Below are 16,455 nucleotides of genomic sequence, written 5' to 3' on the forward strand. Positions count from 1 at the left end.
CACATGGATTCGATTCTGGTTACGGGCAATGGTCCGCTGAACGGTCAGATACCGATTGCGGGGGCCAAGAACGCATGTCTGACGCTTATGCCAGCGACGCTGCTAAGCGAAGAGCCGCTGACGCTGACAAACGCACCCCGGCTGAGCGACATCAAGACGATGACTGCTTTGCTGCAATCGCTGGGGGCCGAAGTGTCGGCGCTGCAGGACGGACAAGTGCTGGCCATGTCCAGCCACAACCTGACCAGCCATACCGCTGACTACGAGATAGTGCGCAAGATGCGCGCCTCGAACCTGGTGCTTGGTCCGCTGCTGGCGCGGTTTGGTGAGGCCGTGGTCTCGTTGCCTGGCGGCTGCGCGATTGGTGCGCGACCTATGGATCTGCATGTCGAGGGACTTGAGGCGCTGGGCGCTGAGATCGAGTTGAAAGACGGGTATCTGCACGCCAAAACGTCGGGTGGGTTGAAAGGGGCCGTGCATGAGATGCGGTTTGCCTCTGTCGGCGCGACCGAGAACATCGTCATGGCTGCCACGCTAGCCAAAGGCACTACCGTGCTGAAAAATGCCGCGCGTGAGCCCGAGATCGTCGATCTGGTAGAGTGTCTGCGTAAGATGGGTGCGCAGATCTCGGGCGAAGGGACTTCGACAATCGAAATTCAAGGCGTCGACCGGTTGCACGGTGCAACCCATCAGGTTGTAACGGATCGGATCGAACTGGGCACCTATATGCTGGCACCGGCGATCTGTGGCGGCGAGGTTGAACTCCTGGGCGGACGGATGTCTCTTGTCGACTCTTTCGCGGCCAAGCTGGATGCTGCAGGCATTGATGTCACGGAAACAGCAAACGGGTTGAAAGTTGCGCGCAAGAACGGACGCGTACGGTCTGTCGATGTTGTCACCGAACCCTTCCCCGGATTTCCGACCGATTTGCAGGCGCAGATGATGGCGCTGATGTGCACTGCCGAAGGCGTGTCCGTTCTTGAAGAGCGGATTTTCGAGAATCGGTTTATGCACGCTCCTGAGCTGGTACGTATGGGGGCCAATATCGAGGTCCATGGCGGTAATGCTACGGTTACGGGCGTCGAGCGTCTGAAAGGTGCACCGGTGATGGCGACGGATCTTCGCGCCTCGGTTTCGTTGATTCTGGCCGGTTTGGCGGCCGAAGGTGAGACGACTGTAAGCCGGGTCTATCATTTGGACCGGGGATATGAACATGTGGTGCGCAAGCTGGAAGGCGTGGGTGCAAAGATTGAACGGATCAAGGGCCAGTAATGACAGACGCAAGTTTCCACGACGGTCGTGAGGCCCCGCTGAACCTGGGGGCAGAGGATGCGGATGACCTTCAGGTGATTTCAACCCTGACGCAGGACGCGGTGTTCCCAATCACCGAGATGACATGGCGTCCGTCGGAGCGTCGATTTGGCCTTTTGCTGAACCGGTTCCGCTGGGAGGACAAAGATGCTGCAAGCCAACGTGACCGTCCGTTTGAACGGGTCCAAGCGCTGCTTGTTTTCGATTCCGTCCTGTCGGTTGCCAGCCAGGGGGTGGACCGCAGCGACAAGGACATGGTTATGTCCCTGCTGTCGCTTGATTTCGAGCCCGGCGAAGATGGCTCGGATCATATTGTTTTGACGCTGGCCGGGGACGGAGCGATCCGTTTGACGGTCGAGGCACTGGACGTCACCCTCAAGGATGTGACCCGGCCCTATCAGGCGCCTTCTGGTCAGGCACCGCATCATCCGGAATAAACGGGGCATAGCACAAGCCTTTGCCGGACCCTCAACGGGTCTGGTTTTGCGTCCGGCGACCGTGTTCGACGTTTTTCAGATCAGTCAGGTGTTGATCCGGTCGATTACCTACCTTGGTGCAGCAGATCATCGGAAAGATCCCGATCTGCTGGCGGCGTGGAGTGCGAACAAAGACCCCCAGACGATCCGACGCTGGTTGCAATCGGGAACCGAACTTTGGTTGGCCGAAATGGAGGGCCAAGTCTCGGGCGTCGGGGCTCTTCGCTTCGGGTCGGAAATCGCGTTGTTGTATGTCGATCCGGCCTATGTTCGGCGCGGTGTCGGGTTGGCCCTGCTGGTTCGAATGGAGCACGAGCTTGCGCAGCAAGGCTGCACGATTGCGCATCTGAACGCCACCGCAACAGCGCGTGCATTCTATCGCCGATATGGTTGGCAGGATGCGGGTGGCCCTGAACAATGGTGCGGAATGCGACATTATCCTATGCGCAAATCGTTGCACCCACCCGACGAAGGGTTGAGACCATCTGCTGCGGGCGATATGTCCCGGTAAAATCCCGTTCGGAGTGCCTGCTCATGCCCGTTTTCCTTGATACGACCTCGCCCGAGTTCGAGCTCGCCTTTCGGGCGTTGTTGTCAGCAAAACGCGAGGACAGCCCGGATGTAGACGCGGTTGTGGCTGAGATCATCGAAGATGTTCGCAATCGGGGCGATGCTGCGGTGATCGAGCTGACCGCGAAATTCGACCGGCTTGAGTTGACGCCTGATACTCTGGCCTTTTCTGCCGAAGAAATTGCGGCTGCGGTGGCGCAGGTCTCGGATGAGGATCGCGCCGCGCTGGAGCTGGCCGCCGCGCGCATCCGCGCATATCACGAAAAGCAGTTGCCTGAGAATCACGAATGGACGGATGAAGCCGGGGCGACTTTGGGCTGGCGCTGGTCGGCGGTGTCTGCTGCGGGGCTTTATGTGCCCGGCGGGCTGGCGTCCTACCCGTCCTCGGTTTTAATGAATGCGATTCCGGCCAAGGTGGCGGGGGTTGAAAGGCTGGCCATTGCGGTGCCGACGCCGGATGGGGTGGTGAACCCGCTTGTCCTGCTGGCGGCGCAGCTTTCAGGTGTGGATACGATCTATCGCATCGGTGGTGCTCAGGCGATTGCAGCGCTTGCCTATGGCACAGACAGCATCGCCCCGGTGGACAAGATTACAGGTCCCGGCAACGCCTTTGTCGCGGCGGCAAAGCGGCGGGTGTTTGGCAAGGTGGGCATCGACATGATCGCCGGCCCCTCCGAAATTCTGGTGATTGCCGATAAGGACAACGACCCCGACTGGATCGCGCTGGATTTGCTGAGTCAGGCGGAACATGACGAAAGTGCACAGTCGATCCTGATCACCGATGATGCGGCGTTCGGGCAGGCGGTGGCCGAGGCCGTGGACAAGCGGCTTGAGACATTACAACGCCGCGCAATAGCCGGCCCCAGCTGGCGTGATTTTGGTGCGGTGATCACTGTGTGTGATCTGGACGAGGCAGCAGCCCTGTCCAACCGGATCGCCCCGGAACATCTTGAGCTTTGCGTGGGCGACCCTGTGGCGCTTAGCAAGAAAACCGTTCACGCGGGCGCAATTTTTCTGGGTCAATACACTCCTGAGGCCATCGGCGATTATGTGGGTGGTCCTAACCATGTTCTGCCCACGGCGCGATCGGCACGGTTTTCTTCGGGGCTCAGCGTGATGGACTTTCTCAAACGCACGACACTCAGCCAGATGACACCTGCTGCGCTGCGGGCCATCGGCCCTGCGGCCGAACAACTTGCGAAATCGGAAAGCCTTGAGGCACATGGCTTGTCGGTCACCGCAAGATTGAAACGCTTGAACGACTAAGTAGCTATGGTTTGAGGGTCACAACGCCCTGCGCCATTCTCATTCATTAAACAATATGTCTTGATCTTACTCACGGAACGGAGGCGTCTTGCTGACGTGACAACGTCGGAAGAAGTAAGTTTGGAACGTGTAGCAACATTGTGGATCGGTAAGCGGTTCAGCTATCTGGAGCATCTTTGCCTGAAGTCCTTTGCGGATGTCGACCAGACGCCCATTGTTTACCACTATGGCGAGCTTGAAGACATTCCGGACTACGTCGAAGCGCGTGATGCGCGGGAAATCTTTGATGTTTCTGAAATCTACCGTGACCCGATCACGCGATCAGTTGCCGTTCATGCCGATCTTTTTCGTCTAAAGCTCATGCAACAGACCGATTATATCTGGGTCGATGCGGATGCCTATGCCCTTCGGCCATTCGAAACCAACGCAGGATATCTTTTTCCAAAAGCGAATTTGGCGCGGCAGCGCATGATGAACGGCGTTGTCGCGTTGCCACGCGACAGTTCTGCGCTGCAAAAGATGTGTCGGTTTGCTTTTGAAAGCGATCTTGTTCCATTCTGGTGGTCGGAGGATCATCAGAAGGTGTATCGCGAACTCTACGGCCGCTCCTCATATTGGAGCCTCCCATTGTCGACTCTGGGACCACCACTTTTTTTCCATTGCCTTTATGGCTCGCCAGAACACGAGATGAATTCGGCCCGAACCGAGCTGTACGCCGTGCCTTTAAGGCATCGCAGGTTGTGGAATGACCCGGATATGTCAAAGCTCGATTTTTTGGAGTGGCAAAACAAAATGTCGATCCATTTCTTTGGTTCGTGGTTCCGAAAGATGTTTCGTGAAATGGAGATCAACCGGGGGTCTTTGGTCGATACACTCCTGTCAAAGCACGGGATTGACCCCTCCAAACATCCTTTGTGACGAATTGGCCTAGACCGATTTTCTGCGCGTTGCCCATTCACTTTTCTTACGATATGGCTGTCTCAACCCTTATGGACCAGACACCCATGACCCGTATTTCGCATATCGAACTGGACGACCGAAACCTGCCTCCGCCGACGCCCGAGATCGAACAGGAGCGCAAGGTCGCGATCTATGATCTGCTGGAGGAGAACTCCTTTGCGTTGCCCGCGCGCGACGACCGCGTGGTGCCTGACGGCCCCTATCATCTGCAACTGTCCATTCGGGACAAACGGTTGGTCTTTGACGTTGCCACTGAGGCCGAAGAAAAGGCGGCCGAGTTCCACCTTTCGCTGGGGCCTTTCAAGCAAGTTGTCAAAGACTATTTCCAGATTTGCGAAAGCTATTTTGATGCAGTGAAGTCGCTGCCACCCAGTCAGATCGAAACCATCGATATGGCGCGGCGCGGCATACACAACGAAGGCAGCCGGGTTCTGCAGGAAAGGCTTGATGGCAAGGCCGAAGTGGACACCGATACAGCGCGCCGCCTGTTCACGCTGATTTGCGTATTGCACTTTGGGGGCTGACGGGTGACGTCTCTGCCGCAGTCCATTCTGTTCTGTTGCGACCACAACTCGGTTCGGTCCCCGATGGCCGAAGGCATCATGAAAAAGTTCTACGGCACCGGTACCTATGTGCAATCTGCCGGTGTCCATAACGATCTGGAGATCGACGGTTTCTGCGTCGCCGTCTGCCAGGAAATCGGCGTTGAGCTTTCGCGACACAGGTCGCGTTCCTTCGACGAGATGCAGGAATGGGGCGATGACCTCAGCTCGTTCGACCTGATCGTCGCGTTGTCACCCGCCAGCCAAAGGCGAGCGTTGGATTTGACCCGTATTTTTCATCTGGATGTCGATTATTGGCCAATAATGGACCCTACCGGGCTGGGCGAGACGCGCGAAGACAAGCTAAGCCACTACCGACAGACCCGCGATCAGATCATCAAACATCTGAAGGATCGCTGGGGGGACCCAACGGAGTGATCATGAACGAGACCGTCAAAACCTATTTCGACGCCTTCAACGCCGGTGACGTTGACGGCATGCTGGCCTGCCTGTCCGACGACGTGGCCCATCATGTAAACGAAGGCCAGTTTCGCGTCGGCAAAGAGAAATTCACCGCCTTCTGCGCCCATATGAACCGCTGCTATCGCGAAAACCTCACTGATATTGTGGTCTTTGACGCGCAATGCGGCACCCGCGCGGCGGCCGAGTTCATCGTGAACGGCACCTATCTTGAAACCGATGAGGGCCTGCCCGAAGCCCATGGTCAGACCTATCGTCTGCCCGCCGGGTCGTTCTTTGACCTGCAAGACGGCAAGATCACTCGCGTGACCACCTATTACAACCTGGCCGACTGGACCAAACAGGTGTCCGGTGGCTGAGGTCACCGACATCCGCCCTCTGACCGGAGCGGCGCTTGAGGGCGCTCTGGACGATGTGGCGCGGCTGCGGATCGCGGTGTTTCACGACTGGCCGTATCTCTATGACGGCGATCTGGACTACGAACGGAAATACCTGCAATCCTACCGCGACAGCGACCGTGCCATCGTGGTGGGGGCGTTTGACGGCGACCGCCTGATCGGAGCCTCAACCGGCGCGCCGCTGGCCGATCACGCCGAGGATTTTGCTGCGGCGTTCGACGGCACCGGGCTGGACCTGTCTGAGATTTTCTACTGCGCCGAATCCGTCCTTCTGGCGGAGTACCGGGGGCAGGGCGTGGGACATAAGTTCTTTAACCAACGCGAGGCCCGCGCCCGCGCACTGGGTTTCTCCAAATGCGCCTTCTGCAGCGTCCAACGTCCGGCGGATCATCCCATGCGCCCCGCTGCGTATCGTCCGTTGGATGCGTTCTGGCGCGCGCGGGGCTACGCGCCCCTGCCCGGCGTGATCGCGCGGTTTTCGTGGAAGGATATTGGTGAAAAGGCTGAGACGCAGAAACCGCTGCAGTTCTGGATACGGGATTTGTAGATATTTTTGTTTGCTATGCGCAGCAACCTAACGTTGGTCCTACGCAGACTTTCTCGCAACTCTAAAGGGATGATCGGGATTGCGTGCAATGAAATCATCCACATCACGCGACTGTTCAGGAAATGGTTCCGCGTCAGGGTAACTACGGAAGCTAAAGAACCGAAATCCAGCAAACCATAATTTTTCGACTTTCTCCCACTGCTCGTGGTCTGTTTTCTTGGGTACTTTGAATGATCGGCCCATCTCAAAAACTTTGCCAGAGCACTCCGGGCAGGTATGCCCATCTTTTTTCGGGTACATTTTCCATGATTTGCGGCAAACAAAGCAAGCGTTTGCTACCAAATACTCAGGCCCTAGTGGTCTGAGTTTCGAAGTGTCCGTAACTTCCCTTGTGCCGTTTTCGCGGCGCAAAGCCATTCTCCTTGTCTTTTCGTTTCCTTTCTCCATCTGCACAGTTTGGTGGCATTTGGAAAACTCCGCAATGAACTTAAAGCGGATTTGAACGTTCAAAATCCACAGGGTCAGGATTGGGCTATACAGTCCGCAATCTCACACTTAGATTTCGCGCGAGTTTGGACCGCAAGGAACCCCCTCCCATGAAAGTCGCCGCCGCCGCCTACAGCCTCGATTGGCTCGACAGTTGGGCGCAATACGAAGACAAGCTGGATCGCTGGGTCAGCGAGGCCGCCAAACAGGGGGCCGAATTGCTGGTCTTTCCCGAATATGGCGCGATGGAGTTGTCGACGTTGGACGGGCCTGATGTGGCGGGTGATCTGGAACAGTCGATCCGCGCGGTGTCTGATCGGATGGCAGAGGCGCAGGCGCTGCATCAACGGCTGGCGCGCGACTATAACACCTATATTCTGGGCGCATCGGCCCCGGTTATGGCGGGCCCGGGCCGTCCGGTGAACCGTGCGGCGCTTTATGCGCCGGATGGCCGGCAGGATCATCAGGACAAACAGATCATGACCCGGTTCGAGCGTGAGGACTGGGATATCGCACCCGGCGGCCCGCTGAAACTCTTCGATACCAAGCTGGGGAAAATCGGCATTCTGATCTGTTATGACAGCGAGTTTCCCCTGCTGGGTCGCGCGCTGCGCGAGGCGGATGTGATCCTCGTGCCCTCCTGCACCGAGGCATTGGCGGGCTATTGGCGCGTGCGGATCGGCGCGATGGCGCGGGCGTTGGAGAACCAATGCGTAACGGTGATGGCCTCGCTGGTCGGCGACAATGACTGGTCCGAGGCGGTGGACAAGAACACCGGAACCGGCGGCATTTTCGGCCCGCCCGACAAGGGTTTTCCGGGCACCGGCGTTCTGGCCGAAGGGGCGCTGAATCAGCCGGGCTGGACCTATGCCGATGTCGACCTGTCCGCGATCGCGGCGGTTCGCGCAGATGGCCATGTGTTGAACAGAACCCATTGGCAGGAGCAAATGCCCCGGGTTGAAACAGTCACAATCTCTGCTCTTTCGTGATTCCGGCCTTGAAATAAGCCCGAAATAGGCTCATTTAAGCGCACATCCTCGCAGATTCTGCGAGTGCAACGTAAATGTGGAGACAACATGGCCAAGGAAGATACGCTCGAATTTCCCGGTGTCGTGAAGGAACTCCTGCCTAATGCGACGTTTCGGGTCGAGCTGGAAAACGGCCATGAGATCATCGCACATACGGCAGGCAAGATGCGCAAGAACCGCATCCGTGTTCTGGCCGGCGACAAAGTTCAGGTCGAAATGACCCCTTATGATCTGACCAAGGGTCGGATCAACTACCGCTTCAAGTAACGCCTTATCTCATGGCGTTTATCCTCGGATCGGGCAGCCCAAGGCGGCTGGACCTGTTGGCCCAGCTTGGCGTGCAGCCCGATGCGATCCGCCCCCCTGACATCGACGAAACGCCCCTGAAGGGCGAGCTGCCGGTTCCCTACTGCAGCCGCATCACACGCGAAAAAGTGCAGGCGGTGCAGGCGGATAGCGATGACGTTACCCTGTGCGCGGATACCACCGTGGCGCTGGGTCGCCGCATTCTGGGCAAGCCCGAAAATGCAGGCCAAGCGGCCGAGTTTCTGCACGCCCTGTCCGGGCGTCGCCACCGGGTAATCACCTCGGTCGCGGTGCGACGCGGGGATCGGGTGCTGCAACGCGACGTGGTTTCACAGGTCAAGGTCAAGCGCCTGTCGGATGTTGAGATCAACGCCTATCTGGCGACCGGAGACTGGCAGGGCAAAGCAGGCGCCTATGCTATTCAGGGCCCTGCCGGTGCGTTCATCCCGTGGATTTCGGGATCGTTCACCGGTATCGTCGGTCTGCCCCTGTCTGAAACCGCCGCCCTTTTGCAAGGTATCGGCTATCCCCTGTATCGTGAGGCATCATGAAGGGTCGCACTATCGTTCTGGATCACATCAACGACCGCGAGGCGGCCGCGTTGATGGTCGACGGCAAGCTGGATGATTTCCTGATCGCCGCCGATGCGCCTGCACCGGGCACAATCTACCGTGCTCGCGCAGATCGGCCCGTGAAAGGGCAGGGCGGCATGTTCCTGTCGACACCCGACGGCCCCGCGTTTCTGCGGCAGGTCAAGGGGCTTGCCCCCGGTGCGCTGCTGCTGGCGCAGGTGACTGGCTATGCCGAGCCGGGCAAAGCCCTGCCGGTGACCGATCGTGTCCTGTTCAAAAGCCGCTATGCGATTGTCACTCCGGATGCGCCGGGCCTGAACATCTCGCGCTCGATCCGCGATGAGGATGAGCGTGACCGCCTCCTTGAGATCGCGCATGAGGTGATGGAAGGCAGCGATTACGGCCTGATCCTGCGCTCGTGCTGCGCGGGTGAGGATGCGGGTGAGATCGCTGAAGATATCAGCGCCATGCTGGCTCACGCGGACGCTGTGGTGAACGACCCCGGAACCGAGCCTGAATTGCTGCTTGAAGGCGACGGCCCTCATGTTCTGGCCTGGCGCGACTGGACCGACCCGGCCGAGGTCGAAACCCGCGCAGGTAGTTTCGGCACCCATGGCGTGCTGGAGGCATTGGACACGGCCCGCGGTATCTCTGAGCCTTTACCTGGCGGAGGGCACCTCTACATTCAGCCGACACGCGCGTTGGTCGCCGTCGATGTTAACACTGGTGCCGATACGTCTCTGGCGGCGGGTACGAAGGCCAACTTTGCATGCGCCAAAGCGCTCGCCCGCGCCTTGCGAGTGCGGGGTTTAGGAGGGCAGATCACGCTTGATCTGGCACCGATGCCCAAGAAGGACCGCAGAGGATTCGAGTCCGCCCTGCGCTCTGCCTTCAAGTCCGACCCGATTGAGACCACACTTGCGGGCTGGACGCCTTTGGGACATTTTGAACTGCAACGCAAAAGGGGGCGAGTGTCTTTAAGCGAGGTGCTGAAATGACCTGTCCGATTTGTGCTGAAGATACTGTTCAGGCGTACCGTCCGTTTTGCTCAAAACGTTGTGCCGATCTGGACCTTGCCAAGTGGTTGAACGGTTCATATGCGGTCCCGTCTCAGAGGGAGGAAGACGCTGACGCCGATGTTGAGGGTGAAGAAACCGCTCATTCGCGTCGGCATTGAAAAAATGTAAAAAAGGCTCTGGACACTGCCAGTGGCAAGTCATAGAACGCCTCCACCCAACGGCTGCAACCGTTCCCGTGCCCGGGTAGCTCAGGGGTAGAGCAGTGGATTGAAAATCCTCGTGTCGGTGGTTCGATTCCGCCCCCGGGCACCATTCCCAACAGGTAAGCTACTGTTTCCCTTCAGCTTTAACTGGAGCTGACAAAGGGCGTAGTACATGCTGGAGAACAAAACCGTTCCCTTCTCATTTGTAAAAGCAGGGGTCTTCTACTTCACACGACGGATCCCGAAAGACCTCGATCACCACTATACCACCAGAAAAATATCATTCTCCCTACGGACAAGATCAGCAGCGGTCGCAAAGTCCCGAGCGCATAGAGCTGCTCAGCAACTGGATGAACACTGGTATCACCTACGCATCCAAGACGTAGACCTGCCGGGCAAGCATCTTCTGAGGATTGGAGCTGCGGTCGAGTTTGGGTCTTCGATGTCACGCACCGATCAAGCCAGTGTCGACGCTATAAAGCTCTCAGAGGCCGTGTCAGTCTATCTGCAGCTGAAGGGGCAAGGACGTCCAATCACTTTCCACAGGGCTGCTGAGCGGTCGTGTGGCTATGTCTTGGATGTTTGCGGGGACAAAGACATCAGAAGCTATACCAAGGCGGATGCCAATGCGTTTCGCGACGAGCTGGTGAAGCGAGAATTGGCGGGTAGCAGTATTACCCGCATCTTTGGGACCATCAGGTCAGTTATCAACTTCGCTGCCTCTGAAGCCGGTATCATACTGACCAACCCATTCGCTGGCGTGTACTACGACAGGAATGCCGGTGTCGAAGATCGTGAACCTATGCCAATCGAAGCGATCCGCTCTCTGCAATCCAAATGCCGGTCCCTTGATGACGACTTGCGATGGCTTGTTGCTCTGGTCTCGGACACAGGGATGCGGCTTGCAGAAGCTGCGGGTTTGCTCAAAGAGGATTTTGAGCTGAATGACCCAGTGCCTCACGTAGTTGTCCAAGAGCATCCTTGGCGTCGGCTGAAGACATCAGGTAGCAACCGAAAGGTGCCTCTGGTCGGGGCGTCACTATGGGCCGCCAAGCGCTTGCTCTCTGAGAACACTGACAGCCAATTCGCTTTTCCCCGGTACAACAAATCGAAAACCACGAACGCTAATTCTGCCAGTGCCGCGCTGAACAAATGGATGAAGCCATATGTACCGAGCCGTTGCACCATGCACAGCTTTCGTCATTCGATGCGTGACAGGCTTCGCGCCGTCGAGTGTCCATCCGACATTGTCGACCAGATTGGTGGCTGGCAAACAGAGGGCGTCGGGCAAGGATATGGTAGGGGCTATCATCGCCACATACATGACCCTGCGTTCTTCCGCATTTTCAAATGGCTCGGCTTCGGGTGAAACGAGGCTCAGCAACGGATCATCCACGATTTCCGAAGGAAACCCAGTTCGTCCCCTGAACATGTTCAAAATCACCACATGGTCCGCTTCCAAACCTTTCGAAGCGTGAATTGTTCGGTATGAGATATCCAAGTTAGCCAGGTCGCGCTTTAGCTGTGATAGGTTTGAAGGTGCAAGGTAGCGGTATCGCCCCAACAACAAGATTGAAGTTCGTTTGTCGGGGTCGCCGGAACTGTTCAGTGGGCGCAGCACCTGCGTCAATTTGGATTGTTCGTCTGATTTCAGCGTCTGGATGACTTTCAACGCAGGCTCTTCTGCCGATCCCGCTGGTATAACAGTCTTGTCCAATTGGGCTGGGTTTTGCAGAACGAACCGCTTCGCCGCGTGCGCGATTTGGTCGATGGACCGAAATGTACGGCCCAAGCCTACGGTTTGGTGGACACCTGTTTCGCCATCAAAGACGCCGCCAAACTCAGCCCCAAAATTCCGCATGAGATTGATGTCGGAACCCGCAAACCGATAGATGGACTGCCAATCGTCGCCAACACCGAAGACCCGGGCATCCCAATGCTGAGCTTTTAGTGCTTTGACCAATCGACCTCGGCTGCGCGAGATGTCTTGGAATTCGTCCACCAGAATGTGTTTGAACGGGCTCCTATACTCGCCGGATTCCACGTATTTTGTGGCGCGCAGGATCATATCCTCAAAGTCGATCCGTCCATCCAATCGCCGCTGATATTCGGTGTAGACTGGTTTGAAAATTGAAAGAAATACTTGGGCTCGCTTGCCCAACTTTAACGCCTCTCCCTTTGCTGCGCATTCTTCAAGTTGATAGCCACCGCCCTTGTAGTGGCGCAGGAATGTGCCGATTAACTGAACGAAACTGTCTGCTTGGTTGAGCTCTACAATCCGATCAAACAACACATCCGGCGACCTGGGTGAAACCGTCTCGTATGGTGCAGTTTTTTCAGCAAGCGCATCCAACAACCGCCCCTCAGAGCGTTCATAGCTGAAAGTCTCAACCAGCGTGGTTTCATGTTCGGCATGGACGCCTCGTTTCCACTCCATGCTTTCCAAATATTCGCTGCGGTCAACGAACGGCGCAGTGGTTAGGTTGCCTTCCATGTCGCGACGAACACCAAAATGTTCAATGTAGACCCCGCTTTTTGTCAGCCTGAAATCGGGGCAATAGTCACGGTATCCGCCCTCGGACACCTTGTGTTCGTAATCTGGTTCATATTCGTACTCGATACCGTTTTCAAAGAGCCAGTTGGCGATCATCAGCTCTTCAAAGCTCTTGACTTGTTCCCCTTGAAGCGTGCGGAGGTCCAGCTTTTCCACATAGGTGTAGTAGGCGTGCTTCTTTTTGAAGTCCCATTCGCTTCTGTCCTCTAGGCGCGCATGAGAAAACCAACCAACGATGGATTTCGAAACCTCTGAGGCGGTGCGCACCAGTGCCACTAGGATTTCACGAATAAGCGCCAGGAAGGCCTTATCATCCGTTGCATGCGCTGCGAGAGCCGGTTTGCTGCCTTCGACTGAACCTATGATTTCATAGGCCAAAGAGTGAAACGTGCGAGCCTCCAAAGGCGCTCTGCATTTGGCTTCTATGCGTTCGCTCATTTCTTTGGCGGCATCACGAGCAAAGGCCAGCAAGAGAACTTCTTCCGGCTTTCGAATGCCCGATTTTAGCAGGTAACCAGCCTTTGCGGTGATAACGCTGGTTTTGCCTGATCCTGCACCGGCCAGAACTAGGGTCGCGTCTTCATCGGTCACGATGGACAGGCGTTGTTCCGGCGTCAAAGGGTTGCTTTCAAACGTATCGAAGAACTCAGCCCATGCCGTCAATTCATGTTGTTGAAATGCCTCTATGGCTTTACCACGCGCTTGTTTGGCGGCTTTTATAAACCCCTGAACTATCTCAATGTTTTGCAGATGTTGCTGCGCCATGGCGTCTTTTGGGAGCTTAGAAAGTAGAGTTGTGTCCAGCTTACGGGCTTGTACCAACAACGGTTCGACCAAGCAGGCAGCTGGATACGAGCTCGCTTGGTTCAGTGCTGCAATTCTCTGAATGATCGCTTCGATTTCTGCATGGCGTTCTTGCCACTGCGATTGATGAAACTGTTGCCAGTCTTGCTGGACTATCGATGAGAACTGCTCCGCCTCGCTTGGCTTTGCACCTTTGAGCTGAATATCATCGCGTTCATCCGCTTTGAAACTGAGCGTCGCCCCCCAGAAGCCCGAGGTAACGGTGGGTGCCGAGGACAGTTCCGCTAGCGATATTTTGGATGGTAGGCGTGCAAAAATCGTCAATACGTTGCCGTCGTATTGAACGCCTCTGCTATTCCGCCCAAAAAGATTGAGTAGGAAGCCCGAGATCGGCTTAGGTTTTAGGTTTCTAACGGGGCTCAAGACAAATGCAATTCAACGGCTACGGCAGTAATCTAAAGGATACGCGTATTGATTGAGTTCGAGAGCCACTGAGCCCTACATTTTGTTTGGAAGTCACCGTGTGGCTTCAATTGGTCTCGTTCTCCTGCAGCACCTTGCCCAACTTGAGTAGCAAATTCAGCTGATGGTCATCCATCTGGGCAATCATGGTGTTCAACTGCATTAGCAATCGTTGGCGAGCATCTGATACATCAGCATCCTCAAGCTCAAAGAACTCCCGCATGGGCAGACCCAGCACGTTGGCGATGTCGTAGAGCGTGGAAAAATTGGGCGCAGTTTTGCCGCGCTCGATGTTGGAAATCGTCTCGAACGCTTTGTCTATGGCTTCCGCCAGTTGAGCCTGTGTGAGGCCCTTTTGTTGCCGTGCTGCTTTCACACGCAACCCGATGTTTTGCTTCAACTGCTTGCTCATAACGCGATGTATAAAGCCGTGTAAAGTTCTTGCCCATGTAATGAGGTTTCGCTTATTGCTGCTGAAGTCGGCTCTTAGAGCCGATTACTGAATTCAAACTCGTCTTCGAACACCAAGGAGCAGCAGATGAAAACTTATGAAGCCCGTATCCGCACCGCCGATGGTAACTTCACCACCACAACCATTGATGCGCGGGACATGCTGCATGCTAAGCAACTGCTGGAAGCTCAGTTTGGCGCAGACAAAGTCACCATAGTTGGTGAAATCCGCTGAATGGCCATCGTCGTTGGCCTCGTCGTTGCACTGATCCTGCTGCTGGCTTTCAATATGCTGGGAGCGGGGCTGCGCAATCCACGTTGGTTGTTCGTTGGGGCGGTGCTGATCTTTGCGTTGTACAAATTTGGCGCTGATCAATTGGCCGAAGACAGCGCAAATGTATTGGTAGTCGCTCAATATTCGGATCAATGCGAAGAGCGCCATGTGCGGGTGACGATCCACAATGGTGGTGACACCGCCATCACCAATATGCGGTTCTCAATCACTGGATTTCAGCCCAATCATTCCGAGCCTGTGGCCACCCGGTATGAGACCGCTGATCGCATCGTTGGTGCTGACCAAGTGTGGAGCAATTGTTGGCGGGTTCTTCAACTCGACAATGTGGATGCGTCTTTGCACCCCTCACTGCGTTGGGAAGCCGAAATCAGGGGCATCACGTTGGCACAATGACGTGCCAACCAAGAAGGAAAACCAAAATTTCATTTGGAGCATCATGAAAAGCCTTTTGATAACTGCCGCCGTCGCTGCCTTGTGTTTGGTTCAAAACGGCCTTAGCGCAACCCACTGATCCCAACTGGCCACGAAGCCAATGGCATGAAGACATGCGCTATGAACGCAGCCAAGGCTTTACCCGCGATGGTTGGAATGGGAGCGGCACCAAAATGCCGCATCAGTTCAACATAGTTGGTGCGCCGTATCCTGTTCGCTACGGCACGCATTCGGAACGTTTTGAAATCCGCCCAACTGATGACAACGCCATGAGGGATTTGGGTATCACCGGCGGCAATCGCAGTGAACTCACGCAAAGACCAAGCAGAGAAAACCTGCGTATCGGGGAAGATGCTTGGTTTGGTTGGAGCTTTCGCGACGAGCTGGTGAAGCGAGAATTGGCGGGTAGCAGTATCACCCGCATCTTTGGGACAGTCAGATCAGTCACCAACTTCGCTGCTTCTGAAGCCGGTATCACACTGACCAACCCAATCGCTGGTGTGTACTACGACAGAAGTGCCGGTGTCGAAGATCGTGACCCTATTCCAACCGAAGCGATCCGCTCACTGCAATCCAAATGCCGGTCCCTTGCTTTGGTGAATCCGCTCTTGCCCGTAAATGATCTGCTCTAGCAAAACTACAACGCTCGCATGCGACAGCCCATAATCGAACACTTGGGGTTGCTCTAAGACGGGATAGCTCCAAAGCACATATCTTTTTAGCAATAATCAGCTTCTATCTATTATCTCTTTCAGTTTAGACAATCCTGACCCATAGCCATGATCATATTCGACAACGACGCTGAGTGGTTCTTCAAAGTACTCCATGAATTGAGCGACAGTCCCTCCGAAGAATATTTGAACTGTCTTTTTGTCACATATACTCCCTTCCAGGCAGAGACCCAAGCTGTTGAAGAAGTAGGTAACTGTATCAAAGGCATTCTGGTTTTCAGAATCCGCGAGGATGTTCTTTGTGACGCGCGTTAACAGCAATTTGCGAAACGCACCGTTGTCGATGGCTTCCCGTCAATCGGCATTCAAAACCGACTCTGCCTCGGCAGCCAATTTTGACCCGCTTAGTGATGAGAAGGCCCCGGCGCTGCAAGCGTCCTCTAATTGATGGGAAATTGGATCCCAAGATCAAAGCGGAAACCACCCGCACAGCGACCTGCAATGGAAACCGCCGCGCAAGTTCATAGAGCCAAAAACCAATACCGCTTAGTTGTCCGGTGAAACGGCACTGGATCACACACAAAACAATGCCTCGCATTCGTCTGGGTGGAAACTCAACGAGT

General features: G+C 55.8%; 20 protein-coding genes, 1 tRNA gene and 1 pseudogene. 19 read left to right on the top strand and 3 right to left on the bottom strand.

Annotated elements, in window-relative coordinates; genetic code table 11:
• The first annotated feature begins 3 nt into the window (after window positions 1-3).
• The 9 genes from murA (at window position 4) to ACR3EG_RS05190 (ending at window position 6,550) form a co-directional block, all read left to right on the top strand.
• Window positions 4-1,272 carry a UDP-N-acetylglucosamine 1-carboxyvinyltransferase gene (gene murA / locus ACR3EG_RS05150; RefSeq protein WP_480483448.1) on the top strand — a complete coding sequence of 423 codons (1,269 nt, stop codon included), beginning with the start codon at window positions 4-6 and terminating at the stop codon, window positions 1,270-1,272.
• The gene (locus ACR3EG_RS05155) at window positions 1,272-1,748 is read left to right on the top strand and encodes a DUF2948 family protein (protein ID WP_480483450.1); all 477 of its coding nucleotides are present in this window, start codon (window positions 1,272-1,274) and stop codon (window positions 1,746-1,748) included. The genes murA and ACR3EG_RS05155 overlap by 1 nt, the downstream gene beginning before the upstream one ends.
• 61 nt (window positions 1,749-1,809) lie before the next feature.
• On the top strand, window positions 1,810-2,298 hold the full coding sequence (locus tag ACR3EG_RS05160; RefSeq protein WP_480483452.1) for a GNAT family N-acetyltransferase: 489 nt from the start codon (window positions 1,810-1,812) through the stop codon (window positions 2,296-2,298).
• Window positions 2,299-2,321: 23 nt separating this feature from the next.
• Complete coding sequence (gene hisD, locus ACR3EG_RS05165) at window positions 2,322-3,623, top strand: histidinol dehydrogenase (RefSeq protein WP_480483454.1); 1,302 nt, start codon at window positions 2,322-2,324, stop codon at window positions 3,621-3,623.
• 96 nt (window positions 3,624-3,719) lie between these two features.
• Window positions 3,720-4,541 carry a hypothetical protein gene (locus ACR3EG_RS05170; protein ID WP_480483456.1) on the top strand — a complete coding sequence of 274 codons (822 nt, stop codon included), beginning with the start codon at window positions 3,720-3,722 and terminating at the stop codon, window positions 4,539-4,541.
• Window positions 4,542-4,627: 86 nt separating this feature from the next.
• A complete protein-coding gene (locus ACR3EG_RS05175; RefSeq protein WP_480496696.1) occupies window positions 4,628-5,107 on the top strand; it encodes a UPF0262 family protein in 480 nt (159 codons plus the stop codon).
• Window positions 5,108-5,110: 3 nt separating this feature from the next.
• Window positions 5,111-5,563 (top strand): arsenate-mycothiol transferase ArsC, encoded by a 453-nt coding sequence (locus ACR3EG_RS05180; RefSeq protein ID WP_480483458.1) that lies wholly within the window; start codon window positions 5,111-5,113, stop codon window positions 5,561-5,563.
• A 2-nt stretch (window positions 5,564-5,565) separates the two neighbouring features.
• Window positions 5,566-5,964: a ketosteroid isomerase-related protein gene (locus ACR3EG_RS05185; protein ID WP_480483460.1), complete on the top strand. Its 399-nt coding sequence runs from the start codon at window positions 5,566-5,568 to the stop codon at window positions 5,962-5,964.
• Complete coding sequence (locus tag ACR3EG_RS05190) at window positions 5,957-6,550, top strand: GNAT family N-acetyltransferase (protein ID WP_480483462.1); 594 nt, start codon at window positions 5,957-5,959, stop codon at window positions 6,548-6,550. The genes ACR3EG_RS05185 and ACR3EG_RS05190 overlap by 8 nt, the downstream gene beginning before the upstream one ends.
• Before the next feature lie 39 nt (window positions 6,551-6,589).
• On the opposite strand, the gene ACR3EG_RS05195 is transcribed toward ACR3EG_RS05190, so the two are convergent.
• Entirely contained in the window at window positions 6,590-7,060 is a 471-nt protein-coding gene (locus ACR3EG_RS05195) for a hypothetical protein (RefSeq protein WP_480483464.1), read from the bottom strand.
• Window positions 7,061-7,146: 86 nt separating this feature from the next.
• Here ACR3EG_RS05195 and ACR3EG_RS05200 point away from each other — a divergent pair, with 86 nt between their 5' ends.
• From ACR3EG_RS05200 to ACR3EG_RS05230, 7 genes are all read left to right on the top strand, one after another.
• Window positions 7,147-8,025 carry a carbon-nitrogen hydrolase family protein gene (locus ACR3EG_RS05200; protein WP_480483466.1) on the top strand — a complete coding sequence of 293 codons (879 nt, stop codon included), beginning with the start codon at window positions 7,147-7,149 and terminating at the stop codon, window positions 8,023-8,025.
• A gap of 87 nt (window positions 8,026-8,112) precedes the next feature.
• On the top strand, window positions 8,113-8,331 hold the full coding sequence (gene infA / locus ACR3EG_RS05205; protein ID WP_005978431.1) for a translation initiation factor IF-1: 219 nt from the start codon (window positions 8,113-8,115) through the stop codon (window positions 8,329-8,331).
• 11 nt (window positions 8,332-8,342) lie between these two features.
• Window positions 8,343-8,921: a Maf family protein gene (locus ACR3EG_RS05210; RefSeq protein ID WP_170353268.1), complete on the top strand. Its 579-nt coding sequence runs from the start codon at window positions 8,343-8,345 to the stop codon at window positions 8,919-8,921.
• On the top strand, window positions 8,918-9,940 hold the full coding sequence (locus tag ACR3EG_RS05215; protein WP_480483468.1) for a ribonuclease E/G: 1,023 nt from the start codon (window positions 8,918-8,920) through the stop codon (window positions 9,938-9,940). Before ACR3EG_RS05210 ends, ACR3EG_RS05215 begins: the two co-directional genes overlap by 4 nt.
• Window positions 9,937-10,119 carry a DNA gyrase inhibitor YacG gene (locus ACR3EG_RS05220; RefSeq protein WP_480483470.1) on the top strand — a complete coding sequence of 61 codons (183 nt, stop codon included), beginning with the start codon at window positions 9,937-9,939 and terminating at the stop codon, window positions 10,117-10,119. Before ACR3EG_RS05215 ends, ACR3EG_RS05220 begins: the two co-directional genes overlap by 4 nt.
• A 79-nt stretch (window positions 10,120-10,198) precedes the next feature.
• Window positions 10,199-10,273: transfer RNA gene (locus tag ACR3EG_RS05225), tRNA-Phe, on the top strand.
• Window positions 10,274-10,336: 63 nt separating this feature from the next.
• Window positions 10,337-11,533: a DUF6538 domain-containing protein gene (locus ACR3EG_RS05230; protein WP_480483472.1), complete on the top strand. Its 1,197-nt coding sequence runs from the start codon at window positions 10,337-10,339 to the stop codon at window positions 11,531-11,533.
• On the opposite strand, the pseudogene ACR3EG_RS05235 reads toward ACR3EG_RS05230, so the two are convergent.
• Both ACR3EG_RS05235 and ACR3EG_RS05240 read right to left on the bottom strand, forming a co-directional pair.
• A pseudogene (locus ACR3EG_RS05235) lies at window positions 11,486-13,945 on the bottom strand (UvrD-helicase domain-containing protein); the annotation flags it as partial. The gene ACR3EG_RS05230 and the pseudogene ACR3EG_RS05235 overlap by 48 nt on opposite strands.
• A gap of 106 nt (window positions 13,946-14,051) precedes the next feature.
• Window positions 14,052-14,396: a helix-turn-helix domain-containing protein gene (locus ACR3EG_RS05240; RefSeq protein ID WP_480483474.1), complete on the bottom strand. Its 345-nt coding sequence runs from the start codon at window positions 14,394-14,396 to the stop codon at window positions 14,052-14,054.
• A gap of 126 nt (window positions 14,397-14,522) precedes the next feature.
• Here ACR3EG_RS05240 and ACR3EG_RS05245 point away from each other — a divergent pair, with 126 nt between their 5' ends.
• From ACR3EG_RS05245 to ACR3EG_RS05255, 3 genes are all read left to right on the top strand, one after another.
• A complete protein-coding gene (locus tag ACR3EG_RS05245) occupies window positions 14,523-14,669 on the top strand; it encodes a hypothetical protein (protein ID WP_480483476.1) in 147 nt (48 codons plus the stop codon).
• On the top strand, window positions 14,670-15,122 hold the full coding sequence (locus tag ACR3EG_RS05250; RefSeq protein ID WP_480483478.1) for a hypothetical protein: 453 nt from the start codon (window positions 14,670-14,672) through the stop codon (window positions 15,120-15,122).
• 152 nt (window positions 15,123-15,274) lie between these two features.
• A complete protein-coding gene (locus ACR3EG_RS05255; RefSeq protein WP_480483480.1) occupies window positions 15,275-15,793 on the top strand; it encodes a hypothetical protein in 519 nt (172 codons plus the stop codon).
• The last annotated feature ends 662 nt before the right edge of the window (window positions 15,794-16,455 follow it).

The sequence above is a fragment of the Ruegeria sp. AM7 genome, assembly GCF_056535965.1.

Excerpts from the sequence above, each read along its gene's own strand:
- ACR3EG_RS05255 (WP_480483480.1), top strand. The coding sequence starts at position 15,275 with ATGCGCTATGAACGCAGCCAAGGCTTTACCCGCGATGGTTGGAATGGG.
- ACR3EG_RS05200 (WP_480483466.1), top strand. The coding sequence starts at position 7,147 with ATGAAAGTCGCCGCCGCCGCCTACAGCCTCGATTGGCTCGACAGTTGG.
- hisD (WP_480483454.1), top strand. The coding sequence starts at position 2,322 with ATGCCCGTTTTCCTTGATACGACCTCGCCCGAGTTCGAGCTCGCCTTT.
- ACR3EG_RS05175 (WP_480496696.1), top strand. The coding sequence starts at position 4,628 with ATGACCCGTATTTCGCATATCGAACTGGACGACCGAAACCTGCCTCCG.
- ACR3EG_RS05210 (WP_170353268.1), top strand. The coding sequence starts at position 8,343 with ATGGCGTTTATCCTCGGATCGGGCAGCCCAAGGCGGCTGGACCTGTTG.
- ACR3EG_RS05155 (WP_480483450.1), top strand. The coding sequence starts at position 1,272 with ATGACAGACGCAAGTTTCCACGACGGTCGTGAGGCCCCGCTGAACCTG.
- ACR3EG_RS05215 (WP_480483468.1), top strand. The coding sequence starts at position 8,918 with ATGAAGGGTCGCACTATCGTTCTGGATCACATCAACGACCGCGAGGCG.
- murA (WP_480483448.1), top strand. The coding sequence starts at position 4 with ATGGATTCGATTCTGGTTACGGGCAATGGTCCGCTGAACGGTCAGATA.
- ACR3EG_RS05245 (WP_480483476.1), top strand. The coding sequence starts at position 14,523 with ATGAAAACTTATGAAGCCCGTATCCGCACCGCCGATGGTAACTTCACC.
- ACR3EG_RS05230 (WP_480483472.1), top strand. The coding sequence starts at position 10,337 with ATGCTGGAGAACAAAACCGTTCCCTTCTCATTTGTAAAAGCAGGGGTC.
- ACR3EG_RS05250 (WP_480483478.1), top strand. The coding sequence starts at position 14,670 with ATGGCCATCGTCGTTGGCCTCGTCGTTGCACTGATCCTGCTGCTGGCT.
- ACR3EG_RS05185 (WP_480483460.1), top strand. The coding sequence starts at position 5,566 with ATGAACGAGACCGTCAAAACCTATTTCGACGCCTTCAACGCCGGTGAC.
- infA (WP_005978431.1), top strand. The coding sequence starts at position 8,113 with ATGGCCAAGGAAGATACGCTCGAATTTCCCGGTGTCGTGAAGGAACTC.
- ACR3EG_RS05240 (WP_480483474.1), bottom strand. The coding sequence starts at position 14,396 with ATGAGCAAGCAGTTGAAGCAAAACATCGGGTTGCGTGTGAAAGCAGCA.
- ACR3EG_RS05220 (WP_480483470.1), top strand. The coding sequence starts at position 9,937 with ATGACCTGTCCGATTTGTGCTGAAGATACTGTTCAGGCGTACCGTCCG.